The sequence below is a fragment of the Lysinibacillus sp. FSL K6-0057 genome (assembly GCF_038630885.1).
Classification (GTDB): domain Bacteria; phylum Bacillota; class Bacilli; order Bacillales_A; family Planococcaceae; genus Lysinibacillus; species Lysinibacillus fusiformis_F.
In genome coordinates this window covers 681,084-694,511 of the sequence record NZ_CP152047.1, presented here as the reverse complement: position 1 = coordinate 694,511, position 13,428 = coordinate 681,084, and the positions used below count along the sequence as shown (strand labels likewise).

Annotated in this window: 11 protein-coding genes; 6 read left to right on the top strand and 5 right to left on the bottom strand. The window is 32.2% G+C overall.

Annotated features, from left to right (window positions below; all coding sequences use genetic code 11):
* Positions 1-184 precede the first annotated feature (184 nt).
* Both MHB40_RS03270 and MHB40_RS03265 read left to right on the top strand, forming a co-directional pair.
* Complete coding sequence (locus MHB40_RS03270; protein ID WP_342533908.1) at positions 185-1,762, top strand: VPA1262 family N-terminal domain-containing protein; 1,578 nt, start codon at positions 185-187, stop codon at positions 1,760-1,762.
* Positions 1,763-1,764: 2 nt separating this feature from the next.
* Entirely contained in the window at positions 1,765-3,270 is a 1,506-nt protein-coding gene (locus tag MHB40_RS03265; RefSeq protein WP_342533907.1) for a hypothetical protein, read from the top strand.
* Between the two features lie 322 nt (positions 3,271-3,592).
* Here the strand turns inward: MHB40_RS03265 and MHB40_RS03260 are convergent, their stop codons facing one another.
* Positions 3,593-4,189 carry a helix-turn-helix domain-containing protein gene (locus MHB40_RS03260; protein ID WP_205446977.1) on the bottom strand — a complete coding sequence of 199 codons (597 nt, stop codon included), beginning with the start codon at positions 4,187-4,189 and terminating at the stop codon, positions 3,593-3,595.
* Positions 4,190-4,697: 508 nt separating this feature from the next.
* Here MHB40_RS03260 and MHB40_RS03255 point away from each other — a divergent pair.
* From MHB40_RS03255 to MHB40_RS03245, 3 genes are read left to right on the top strand one after another with little or no spacing between them, the layout of a single operon-like run.
* A complete protein-coding gene (locus MHB40_RS03255) occupies positions 4,698-5,267 on the top strand; it encodes a hypothetical protein (RefSeq protein ID WP_205446975.1) in 570 nt (189 codons plus the stop codon).
* A gap of 14 nt (positions 5,268-5,281) precedes the next feature.
* Positions 5,282-5,719: a hypothetical protein gene (locus tag MHB40_RS03250; RefSeq protein ID WP_205446973.1), complete on the top strand. Its 438-nt coding sequence runs from the start codon at positions 5,282-5,284 to the stop codon at positions 5,717-5,719.
* The gene (locus MHB40_RS03245) at positions 5,688-6,407 is read left to right on the top strand and encodes a hypothetical protein (RefSeq protein WP_342533906.1); all 720 of its coding nucleotides are present in this window, start codon (positions 5,688-5,690) and stop codon (positions 6,405-6,407) included. Before MHB40_RS03250 ends, MHB40_RS03245 begins: the two co-directional genes overlap by 32 nt.
* 600 nt (positions 6,408-7,007) lie before the next feature.
* Here MHB40_RS03245 and MHB40_RS03240 read toward each other — a convergent pair.
* The 4 genes from MHB40_RS03240 to MHB40_RS03225 form a co-directional block, all read right to left on the bottom strand.
* Positions 7,008-8,777, bottom strand: a complete 1,770-nt coding sequence (locus tag MHB40_RS03240) for a transglutaminase domain-containing protein (RefSeq protein ID WP_342533905.1) — start codon at positions 8,775-8,777, stop codon at positions 7,008-7,010.
* Positions 8,778-8,999: 222 nt separating this feature from the next.
* A complete protein-coding gene (locus MHB40_RS03235; RefSeq protein ID WP_342533904.1) occupies positions 9,000-9,371 on the bottom strand; it encodes a hypothetical protein in 372 nt (123 codons plus the stop codon).
* A gap of 101 nt (positions 9,372-9,472) precedes the next feature.
* Positions 9,473-9,826: a hypothetical protein gene (locus MHB40_RS03230; protein WP_342533903.1), complete on the bottom strand. Its 354-nt coding sequence runs from the start codon at positions 9,824-9,826 to the stop codon at positions 9,473-9,475.
* A gap of 174 nt (positions 9,827-10,000) precedes the next feature.
* Entirely contained in the window at positions 10,001-11,188 is a 1,188-nt protein-coding gene (locus MHB40_RS03225; RefSeq protein WP_342533902.1) for an Ig-like domain-containing protein, read from the bottom strand.
* Positions 11,189-12,054: 866 nt separating this feature from the next.
* Here MHB40_RS03225 and MHB40_RS03220 point away from each other — a divergent pair.
* Positions 12,055-13,143, top strand: coding sequence for a YheC/YheD family protein (locus MHB40_RS03220; RefSeq protein ID WP_342533901.1), 1,089 nt, complete (start codon positions 12,055-12,057; stop codon positions 13,141-13,143).
* Positions 13,144-13,428: the final 285 nt, after the last annotated feature.

The following is a 13,428-nucleotide window of genomic DNA, read 5'->3' as shown; positions in this document are numbered from 1 at the left end:
GCAGAAAAGCATAGAATAGTAGTTGATAATAAATATGTAGTACATTCTAGTGACGATTACTAGATAATTAATGACTGTAGAGAAGCTAACATAACCTTTATTTGCAGCATGATTTTGAAATTTATCACGTATTTTTCATAAAGGTTGTTTTGCCTTAAAATATATTTCAGGGAGACTGGATAATATGAGCAATGAATTTACATTACTTCAAACACCAGGTGTGCTAGGCTTTTATCAATCTTGTGAAGTGACGATGATTTTTATTTATAACAAAAAATTAAAAACGACCTATAATCTTTATACACTTATTGCCTTTGAAGAGAGACCCTATTCCTCGCCTAATGAAAGTTACCTTTCCAATCCTTTTCACATTTCGAAAGATTTTTTCATTGGTATCTTTCAATATAATTTAACATTAGAAGAAATAACAGAAGCCTATAATCATCTGCTTCAACAACATATTTGGAGATATAAAGAAAAAGAATTTCAATTAATCGGTCTACAAAAACTGAATAAGCAATTTATTAAATGTAATGGTACAAGCAATGTGCCGTTAAACTCTATTTTAAAAAATAATTTTCACAATGGCTCCTACATCATTGAATTTTTTGATACAGAGAAAACATTTCTAAACGAACTATTACAAGTCACATCACTTGAAAAAATTAATCACTACATAAAAAATATCTTACCAATTGATTTACAATTCATGAATGATCGCATAGGTAATATCATCTTTCAATTCCCTTCTAACCTCACGGCAATCCACTATAGATCTACTGAAAACTGGGATGGAATGAATGTTGAATTAGTATGGGATGCTAGAGTACTAGCAAAAGAGCATTATGCTCTGCAAATCTTTGATAATTTTGATGAAACCATCACTAGCTTTCATCTGACACACGAGCTAAATAAAGAGAAATTTACCGTCACTACAGGAAACAGCAAATCTCTTAATACGGTTCAAATCATTGATACGAAACATCAATTAATTCTTTATTCCAAAACAGCAAGTTTTATGCAGCATCTAGCTTTCAATATGGATATTGGAGGTAATGAGCCACGTACAATTCAAAAAGCTGCTGATAGACAAATCGAAACTATTGATGTTGTAGCACAAAATAATAGCAATATTAAAGGGGCAACAACAGAGAGAGATTGGATTCGACAAAGAAAATATAAAAATGCAAAAGATGTTTTAACCGAGCAACTAGAATTTATTCAATACGGAAAAAATGGCAATGAACGTACAAAAGCACTTCAAGATATTCGCACACTTATCAATCGTCATGGTCGTGAAGGTGTTTATTTATGGGACCCTTATTTAACCTATGAGGATTTAATAGATACCCTTTATTATTGCAAATATTTAGGAGCCGAAATGAAAGCTATCACTTCCTGTGATAAAAAACGCATGCGAGTTTATCAGCATCAGCTTGAAACCCCTAAAGAAAATCTAACAATTTCAGAGTGGTATGCAATACAAGTTGAAGGACTTCAATCTTCTAGTAATAATGTAGGTATGAACTTGGAATTTAGATGTCAGCACCATAACTTTGGCTGGAAATTCCATGATCGATTCCTTATTTTCCCTTCCCCATCAGGAGAGCCTAAAGTATGGTCATTAGGTATATCTGTCAATGGTTTAGGAAAGGAGCATCATATTCTTCAGCTTGTTAGTAATCCTCAAAATATTATAGATGCCTTCAATGATCTGTGGAGTCAACTAAATCATGAAGAATGTGTTATTTGGAGGTCATAGCATTGAACAATTTATACTTTGTCTTTATAGAGCGAGTAAAGCAGGTACCTAAGGAAACAGTGAAAGATGTAAGCTTTTTCAATGAGTTTCTACACAATGTAAAATACCATTTTAATCCCAACTTTATAAAAAAGCATCGTTTTCCAAAGGAATGCTTTGATTTTTTAAAAAAAGAACTTCCTTTTATTGAAAAATACGCTGAAAGCTATTATGAACAAGACATCAAAGAAACGGAAGTCATTATGACAGCAAGCTTTATTTATTCGTTAAATAGGCAACTCTATATGGCAAGCAAATTAGTTGATTTAATACCAGTTTTAATAGGATATCAATTTTTAAAAGTAGATTATCGGCAATTCATACATCCTAAAAATTTTAATGAGGCAAATTTCATACAGTTAAAAGCGGCACTTTTAGAATTTCTTGGAGCCTTCAAAATCAACATGGCTACAACATCAAACAGTTATTATCATGACAAACAAATACTTGCATTACTCAAAAAGGGGTATGAAGAGCAAGACGTTCAAAAAATTTATGAGTTTGTCGATGCCGTTGAACGTGGGATTGGTTTTACTATCCCCAATGTATTTCATTCAATCACAAAACTTATTGATTTTATTGACTTCGAACTATTCAGCGAAGCTTTAAATGCAAAAAGACAGACAATAGATATAATTTATCTAGTCGATTGTCTCGATCTATCTGAAAAAGAGCAGCTTATTTTAAATCCAACAATAAACAATAAATGGTGCCTGTTTGAGCTTTTTCGTGAAATTTTGCATAATGTCACAACAGATAAAATATCTGACCCTTTTTATCAAAATATGAGCCAAGCATTATCAAAGCTTGCGATGCTCGATGCTTACTTCTTCGAATACGCCATTATTTACTTTAGAAGAAATCCACATTTTTCAAAAATATTAGCCTTATCGTTAAGTACATTAGATACACCCTATGTGGATATTTATTTACGTACAGTAGAGATGAACACACATCATTCTGATATAGAGAACAACCGTATATTGATTACTACACTTATTGACAATGGGAATATCAAAAATTTATATCAACTTTGTCAAGGATTATTTGATAAGTGGCAGGAATTATTACAATCTCTATTACAAAATCAGCAGTATATTAATGACATCGTTTATTCCAGCTATTATTTTGGCGTACTCCAATATATCCATATGGAATATGATGTGCAACAACTATTTAATGAAATTGAAAAAACACTAGAGGAAATTAAACACCATCAATATAGTTGGAAAAAGAGTTCCAGTGATGAACATATTCATTATTTTATTGGTTTAACAAAGCTTTATACATGGGGTAGCGTATTTCATCAACGTTCCCTCCAGTGGACTGGATATCAACATTTACAAAAGACGATACAAAAGATTCTTCATGATCGGCAAGCTTGGCTATGGTATATTCACAAAGCAACAAAACCAAAAGTCATAGAAGTTATATGTGATTTTTTTGCCATTCAAAACGTTCATGAATAATTGATAGGGGGATATCTTAAAAATCGTATAAGACACTCCCCTATCAACATTTGTATTTAACTAAAGAGAATTCCTTGTCCATCTCCTCGCTCATCTATATCGTCTTTATACTCATCATGCGGTATTGTTTTTTGATGCTCTACCTCCGTCACTAATTCCTCCATAGTTGCCTCTTGAAAGAGACACATGGCAGTTGTTGTTGAAGTACCTCTTACTTAGAAGGGACACCAAAAGTAGATGTTGGCACTCACTTCCACTCCCACAGAGCCTTTCTTACGAGACACAAGAATCGTCCTGAGGGATTTTTGAATCCAAACATTATTTATTTAAAGGCTTGTAAATAGGATATAATATCGAATTCAAGAATATATTGGCTTTTTATAACAACCTTATTAATAAATCGTGTCACATCAAAATGCAGAGTATACTCCTCATCGGCATTTCCTAGATCAATATCCAAAATTAATAAATATGGTTTTCTGTTTTCCTGATGAAGTTGTCTAATAAAGCTTTCGATTTGACTATCCACAAACTCTTGCGAACGGAAAGTCTTTCCGTCCGAACATTGGATTGATATTAAAATTTCTTTCCCATTTTCCAATTTTATATAATAATCATGCGGATATATTAATTTACATTCATCTACTAATTGAATAAACGTATTTTTATTACTTTGACAACTGGCTAAATCATAGGAAATTTGGTGTTTTAATTCATATTCATGCCATCTGATTCTATCACCTATTTTTTCTGCATTTAAACCGCTTAACCATTTCTCCAATTGGTATTCCTCTATGCGAACACTTCCGTTATTAGCATTTAATTTCACAACAGGTAATCCTCTATGCATCCAACGTTCCACAGTCTTACGGGAAATTTTATAATGCTCACAAATTTCATTAATCGTTAATAATGGCATCTTAACTTCCTTCCTCCCTATAATGTAGTTGTTTAATTTATTATATGAGACATTTTATGACATTTCAATACTTTTTGTTTTTCTTGTATCTTATAAACCAGTCTCTTCAAAAATCATGTCACTGTCATGCTTTTACCACTATTTTCATATTATAAGGAGAATTAACTTATGCAATTGTGCCGGAATGTTATTGAAATACCAACTATGACTTGTTCGAATAGAGAATTTTCAGACCCGGAAATCCAAACAATGCTAACTATAAAACGCTATATTAGTATCATCACATAGCCTGCATGTATTTCATTATGAAAGATACTAACATTCAAACCTTAAAGAAAAAACAGTTAAGTGGTTTTGCTCACGAATCTGGTTTCTTTAATTAAAGGGCATTACATCATTTGTTTGCATAACGTAAAATCGTCAACTTACATGTAGAGAGTTTCGAAGTTGTATTTCGAAGCATTTCGGCTATACTTAAAGTATAAAACCTTTCGGAGGTGGATTAAACATGACTCAAAACATCCGAGAATTTATTGGAATGAAAAAAGATACAATGACAAGAGCAGATGAATTACTGGATTCAATTCTCATCACTATTTTTGAGGGATTTGAAATATATTTCAATATTCAACGGCAAAACTATAGCAAATTAGAAGATTTCTTCCATGATTTTTTAATTAAACACCCTAACAAAGAATATGTAGCCAATTGGTTCTTTACTAAGGGAATTCCGCAACTTAATCAATTGGATACTCCTATCAACATTGTATTTGATATCGAAGCATTTTTAGAATATGAACAATTTATTTTGGATACAGATATCACTGAAGGCACAATGCATGATTTTTTATATTCAATCACAGAAATCATTCCAGCAATCAATACTTATGTTAGTGAATATTATGAAGAGGCAATAAACGGTTCATTACCACAACAAGAAGATGTCATTTTATCTTCTGTATCACTTATAAATGACCCTCAATCATTTATAACAGACCAACAAGCATTAACTTGGTCTGTTGAAATGCCAAAAAGCTCTGCTAATAAAGAACAAGCAGAGCTTTTACTATCTATATAAAGGAGTAATTTCCAATGGAAAATAACGAACTTATTAAAGAATATGTCATTGCCAAGACTTCTATTCAATTAACAAATGTAAAACTAGTTAATTCAAGTTTTACACAAGTACTAGAAACTAATGATTTTCAACCAGCTATGTCACTTAAATACGAAGTGAAGCATGAAAATGAAAAGGTTTATGGATACCTACATACCACTATCAAAGGTTTAACTTCTACAGGTGAATTAGCTTTCAATATTAATGTTACCTATAAAGGCGAATATGTTTCTGTAACAGATATTGATGGAATAGATACGTTAATGAAATTCGCAAACATTCAAACAGTTCCACAGCTAATTTCTTACGCACGCTCACATATTTCAGCGATTACTAGCCAAATGCTTCAGCAGCCAATCCATTTACCAACTATGGATATAATTGAATCGTTATCAAAAAATAAAGGACAATAAAATGATAACGTTTGAGCCATCAGATATTAAAAGACCTGCACTAGATGCATTAGCAAAAGAAATAGCAACGGCTGTACTGAAATATCGTAGTAGAAATGAGGATATCACTGTATTTCTTAGACGAAGTGGAAATACACTAGAATCTTATAATAGATTTTATAAACAATGGAGTGCTCAATTTAACAAGAGAAAGCATCCCGCAGACGTTCTAGAATTTTCAGCTTTGCTTGGGAAAATAGGAACTGTTTGTGCGGATGATAAGGATTGGAAAAAACTGAGAGGTCTAATAGCTGAAAGCCTTTTCGAACCTTTTTTTGATAAAAAACATAGTGGTTCCTTAAAAGGTTATGGGGTAAAGGTGCTGATAGATGGTGTTCCTGTTTTATATAGACCAGCAGTTATTACAGAAACTGACCGTAACCGTCAATCTGTTGATGCCGGGGCATGGGATGGCGAAGTCGGTGAATTTGTCGAGGTAAAATTCAGCCCAAATGCCTTTCAAGAAAAGGACATTAACTATCTCAAACTATTAGAACAACACCTAGAAGAAAAAGAGATTAAACATGAGATTGTTTTAGCAACATTTGATGATATCATTATGACTAAAGGTGAACTAAAGGATAAAAATTTAATCGATGATTCTTCTAAATTCAAAATAATCGGTAGAGAAGACTTCATACAATATTAAAGCTCTAGATAAATAGAAAACCAGCTCCGTGATTCACTCACCAAGCTGGTTTCTTTCATTTATGCGACCATAAATCATTTGTTAGCATAACGTAAAATTTTCAAGAGTTCTTGTTCATAGCCATATTTTAAAAAAACTCAATCAGCGCGATTCCAAATAGCTGTTATATTTCTGCAAGGAGGCATAGTTTTAAAATACGCCACGTAACAACTTAGAAAAGAGGGCACCACATTTCACTTTATTGGCATGATACCTAGCTTGAGCTTCTTCAACTAGAGTGCTAGCCTTCCTCCTTCGAAAGCTTCAGTTAGAATAAAGGGTTTTCCAAAATTGCACGAACATTTTCTAGCAAATTTTTTTCAAATTGGTTGCACTCACACTGCTAGTACATCAAACTACTCTTTTAAGTAGACTTGTGATAGCCTCAATAAGTTACATAATTATTAATTTCCTTTTCGATTGCGTCGTATTGCAGTGCTTGAAATACCATCTCCTGAATACTTCAAACGCTTGTAAACTACAAGCTCATAACATAAAAAAATAAGAGCTTCGTGACTCATTTGGCCACGAAACTCTTATTTTTGTTCTCTCTTAATTCAATTATTTTTGATATTTAAATTGTAAATGAATACCTTTATCCAGCGTTTGATTATTTGAGTTTTTCAAATTTGATTTAATCACAAGCGTATAGGGGATACCTTCTATATAATTGTTCATTGGCGTTACCGTAATTTTTTTGCCATCTACTCGAACAGAACTATCTATTGGGTCGCCAAACATATCAAGTAATACAATTTGCTTTAAGTTTTCAGGAGTGTTTAACACTTCTTGACTTAACTGGATTGTCCAAGGCTTCTTTACATCATTCACCTTCGGCACAGATGTCCAAGCTGTTGAGTCATTAAAGGTAAGCGACTCCATTTTTTGATATTTCTCTCTTATGAGCTTAATGCGCTGCTGTACTCCATTTGATAGTCGTAATTGCTCAGATTGTGAGAGACTATCAAATAATGAAAATAATTGCTCTGCCTTCGATTTAAAATCTTTACTTAGAAATACGATTTGATTCGACAATTCTGTAACTTGGTTAATTTTCGTATCATCAGTAGGATTTTCTTGAAGACTTTCACGATAGATTTCAACATTGTTATTATAAGCTACTAAATTGCTACCTTCACGTGTTATCTTTGTCACTCGTTTGTTGGCAAGCATCATACTATTTGAGCCATTAGACTTCATTTTATAGAGATATCCACCATTTGAATAGTTACTAAAATATAACCAGTCATTTGCATAAAACAAATGTTGCACACGCGTATCGGATACCTTCTCTTCTTGTAAATTCATACTCCCTAAATCGATCTTATATAATTTTTGGTTGTCAGAGCCATTTGGATAATATAAAACTTTATTAATTTGTATTGGGCTTTCCACATTTCTCATTGCCACAAAACGCTCACTTGTTGCATTTGGGTAGCCTAAATCATCAATTTGATGGTCTTGGGAAATAGCATTATCTGAGATTAAAAAGTATTTATAGCTAACATAATCAGACATATCTCCCGCACTTGCAGAGAATACTGGATCATTCCAAGTCGTATCTAGATGATACCATTGGCCATCTACCTTTACGATATTCCATGCATGTGCTTCACCAGCCCAGCCAGTAACATAGCGTACTTCCATTCCAGCCTCTTGCAATAAACGATAAGCTAGTAGCGCATATGCCTGACAAACCCCTTTCCCTTCATTAAGAATGGCATACACTGCATGCGGTGTTGTCGATGAATTATAGGAGTATGTTGAATTTAACACAATATAATCATTGATAGCCTTTACTTTTTCAAAATCAGACATTGACGGATTAATTTCTTCTTGTACAATCCGTCTCACCTCTGATTGAATAAATGCCTCCTGCTCAGCTGTCGTATGATAGTCAAAATTTATACTAATGGCAATATTATTAGCAGTGCCCTTATAGCCATATTTCCAACTTGCAACTGTTCCATTTAAATAATCATTGTTATGTAAGTTGTTTTTTATGATGCTATTGATTTGTTCCATAATCATTGAGCTATCGCCTGTGTATTGGATAGACACATTTGTCTGAAATTGATTCATTTCACTCTCAATAAGCGCAGCAAGCTCTTGCACAGTCGTTGCTGTTAAAGTTGGTACACTTTCAGCTAATACTTGTACATCGCTATAAACATTAACGTTAACACCATTCATGTCAGGATTCGCGATTAATCCACTTTCTTCACTAACCCAATCCTGATTTTCGGCAAGACTCTCTATAGGATGAACTACTGATACTGCTACAATGGGTACAGTCATAAAGACAGACAGTGCTAATTTTCGTTTGTTCAATGGAAGTATCCCCCTTTAAATAAAAAAACTTAATGTTCTGAATTTGATAAATGATTTTTCTATCTATTAATACTTTTAGTATCGGTAAATCTATTAAGTGATTTAAATGATTCACCAGCCTATTTAATCAGTGTTTTAATATTAAAGTACTCATAACAATTTACTAAAAGGGTGGCGATTACTATACGCACACCCTTCATTGACTTTACATTTTTCTGCCGATTAATCTAACTCTACACTAGTGATTTCTTTCCCATCACGGATAATAGTAATGACTACTGCGAGATTGGGATATTCTTTTTTCATTTGTTCCGCATATTTTTCTGCGAGACGTTTTGCCTCGTCATCTTTTACTTCTTTCCCTACAACAAATTTTCCACCCGCTATATCTAATTTTTCCATAATAAATAGTTGGTGCTCTATGAACGCTTTTTCATTCTCTACTTGCGATTCAAGTGTTTCATTTTTAGTAGTTTCTAATTGTTCTAGAAATTCTTCAGCTTCTTTTTCTTGCTTCTGTGGTGTTTTATCATCTGTACATCCTGTTGTTAATAGGAGTACCATCATGAGGGCACTCATCAATTTCAATTTCACTTTTAAAACTTCCTATCTCTATATGGTCTAAATTAATTCATTCATTTCCCCAAGATAAAATAACCAGTTGAAGATTTTCTCCTCAACTGGTCTCAAAATTATTACTCAATTGATTCTACTTTAAATTCTGAGGTCTGCCCTCCGCCAATTATGTTTAAATATTCAGCTACCGTAATTTTAGAACTTTCTAACTGTTTATCATTCATTGTAAAAATATTTTTGGCTTCAACAAGTTGTTTTCCTAAAGAAACGTAAACCCCATTCTTCATGAGTAACTTAGCTTTATCAGCAGTCTTTAACTTTTTAAAGTCTGCAAATTTAATATGATACTTCCCATCAACGTAAATACCAACCTCTAACGTATCACTTGCAGCAGAAGCGGTATTACTAGTAGGTAAATGAATCGTAGTAAGCATGAAAATCGCTAAAAATAGTACACCTATATTTTTCTTCATACGTATCCTCCTGCTAATCTATTTCTTACTGATATTGTATATTTTAAACGATATTCTCTCTCTCCACAAGAACGGTTTTGGATAAATAATGAAATAACATTAATTTATGGTTGGTATATTAGGGTAAAAAAATATACCTTTCAAAAAGGAATGATAGAAAGTTTAGCAAGCACCTTATTCTTCTACTTTAATCGTAAAGTAATGGTAGACGTAAGGATCCCAATAGTAAGATACACTTATACTTTGCTCTCCTGCCTTATTACCAGTGATATTGCCCATATCATCGATAGAAATGATATTTTTCTTGGAATAATCGGAATAGGTATAACTTAACCCAATTTCTGAATACGTTAAATCGGGACCTACTGGAATATCAAAGGCAAATTGAACTTGTTCACCCTTTTTTAGCTTGATAACTTTGTTGGTATCTTCATATGCGATATATGTCCCTGTAGTTGGATCAATCACATAAATTTTCTTTATGGGCTGATCCGTTACAAAATTGTAATCATCATTTTTAGGATACCAATGAAATTCTCTAGTGGTATTGGTAGTATCATAACCATCACCATAAAAGTTTTTCCAACTTAGGAAAGGTAAACTCCAATAGCCAACTTGTAAGTTGGGATATTTATATCCCCCCTGATAATAGCCACCCTCGATTACTGCATTAGGAAAAACAGCCATCGCAATTGTCGCTACTTCTCGTTGGAAGTCTCGTAACTGCTTCTTCACCAAGGTAGCTTCTTCATTAGTAATCGGTCTGCCATACTCTAAAGCTTCTAACTCATCATCATCGTAATGCAAGGTATAAGGTGAACCACCTTGCCAACTCGTGACAATCCTTAATTTACTGTTCGGTGATCCTGATGATGTAAATTTCATTCCCCATTTTCCTACCGCAGTATCGAGCACTGAATAATGAGCATTTAGATAATTAGACAATTCTTCAGCTGTATGTATATTACTTATATCACCTATGGTTGGATTGTCTATCGTTTTAAATTTTAGGACGGTAGGTTTATTCAGACTATTTCCGTTCTTATCTTTTAGATTCTGTGTGAGATGCAATTGATATTCAGTGGAATAGGCATATCCACTGGTACTAGATATCTTCACTTGATTTTTAGGTGTATTCATTTCATTCCCGAAAAAAGTACTGATTTTATTCCCGTAACGATCCGTTACATAAATGTTTTCGTTGTTGACTGTCGAAAAATCAACCTCTTGATTAAACGTAATGGTCCACACTTTATCTAATGGAACATTCTCTTTTATAAAGGTCGGTTCACTTGCAAAAATAGTATGCGGATTCATAACAAAGAAGAAGAACAAGCAACTTAATAACACTAATTTCCTCAAAAACTCACCTCATTTAGAATTTCAATTTATCATAACCATTATATGTAGTTTATACATAATATGTATACATAAAAAATATAAGTTTGGCTCACAATTTGGTATCAAAAAACACTTACAAACTGTACACCAGATATATCAATCTATAGCCACAATACCTTGAATGCATCATAGACAAGTGGACATATTTCATTTAATTCACTAGAATTAAGATTATAAGAGGATGGAACAAAAAAGGTACATAAGGAGTTTAAACAAAAGTATTAGGCATTATCATTTTGGTACACTAATCCATCATACCAGATAAATGTTGAGAGACTATAGATAACCAGCATCAGACTTATTTTACACACAGATTTACATTCACAATATACAAGCACAGTTTTTTGGCAAACCCATAAAGTAATACGAAATTAACTCATTATTTTATCATAAAGTTTACCTTATTTAAATGTAATGAAGGCTGCTACAATAGCAAGGAGCATTCACAGAGCATTGTATATTTCACACCTGAAGAGTACGAGAAAATTGCCGCGCAGTAGCATAATAAAAACTGAGTTTTCCAAATTCCATCTAGTTGGTCAAAGTTTTTTCACTTTGATGGGCTATTAGGTATTTAGAAATCTCAAAATAGACTTTGTGCAACATAAAAAATTAACTTAATAGTCTCAAAAATTTTGATGTATATCCTCTATTTGCACAAAGTACATATCTAACAATCGAGAAATTTGAAAGGGTTTAAAGTAAGAATATTAGTGGATGGGTATTGTTCTGACTTATCTAAAATTATTTTTAGTAAAAGAATTAATAAGAGGTACAGAATCATAAGATTATATAAAATATTAATTACAGAATGAGAAGGTGCAACAATGTTAATTGGAGTTTATAGTCATGAACATCCGTTTGAGGTATTAAACCAGTATAGACTGGAATCTTATCTAAAAAAAGCATTTGAACAAAATGTAGAGCTATGTTTTTTTGGAATTGAGGATGTAGATTTTGAATCTAATAAAATTTTGGGAGATTACTATGAAAACGGACATTGGGTGAAAAAAGAGAGTGGTTTTCCTCTCGTTGCTATTAACGAATTTAACCAAGGTATCAATAAATTGAGATATCCTGATAAAGAATTAAAATTGCAAGCAGAAATATCATTCACTTCACATCTAATTAATAATAAATATGAAATGTATTGCAAAATTAAAGAAGCAAATTTACTTTCTCATTTACTTATTCCAACCAAGCGATTAAGACTGTTAAGCGATTTTTATAAAATGATGAAAGAAAATAAAAAGTTAGTTTTGAAACCAGATAATGAAGCAAAAGGGAACGGTATTTTAGTTGTAACTAAAAATAGAAGTAATTACTCTTTACAAGAAAAGACTATTACATATCATCTAAACTTGAAAGATATTAATAAAATTATACTTAATCTTATTGAGAAAGGGAATTACATTATACAGCCATTTATTAAATCTTCTACAAACGACGGAAAAACATTCCATGTTCGGGTTCATTTAATACGAAATGCCAATGCCCAATGGATAATTCTAAAAGTTATTGCAGATATTGCAGAACAAGGTATTGATATAAGTAATTATGAAGGTGTAACAACAATAGAGGGTAACGAATTTCTTTGTGAAAACTATGGTAAAGAAAATGGAGATGAGTTATTTAAAAATTTGCAAAACCTAGCTTACCAGTTTACTGAACATATTGATAGCTTTTATCCTTATTCCTTAGATGAATTAGCAATAGATTTTGCTATTGATCAGAAAGGAAAAATATGGTTCTTTGAAGGTAATACTGAACCAGAAATTATATTTTTTAAAGAAGAAAGAGAAATTGAAAGGGCTTATCATATTGTTGGCTATTCAAAAAGAATAGCACAGTTGTTAACTGAATATCCGGATCCCACAAGAAAAGGGAAATATTTCAAAATAAAACACAGAAAGTAATTAAAAAAATTAACGAGTAGATATTTCTACAAAAGGTAAAAATTACACTAACGCCAATTTGGAAAATGATTTTTAACAATTCTTTTGCATAACTTAATATTAATAGAAGATATCACTTTAGATTGGATTTTTTAACTAGTTGTTAAATAAAATTTTAATTTAGGTAATCAATACTTGATTAAACTAAAAACGATTAGCATATTTAGAAAATATATATCTTTTGAATCCAATTGGAAATTTTAAACAATAAAAATTAAAGAAGCCTTGTAGGCATTTATTCCTACA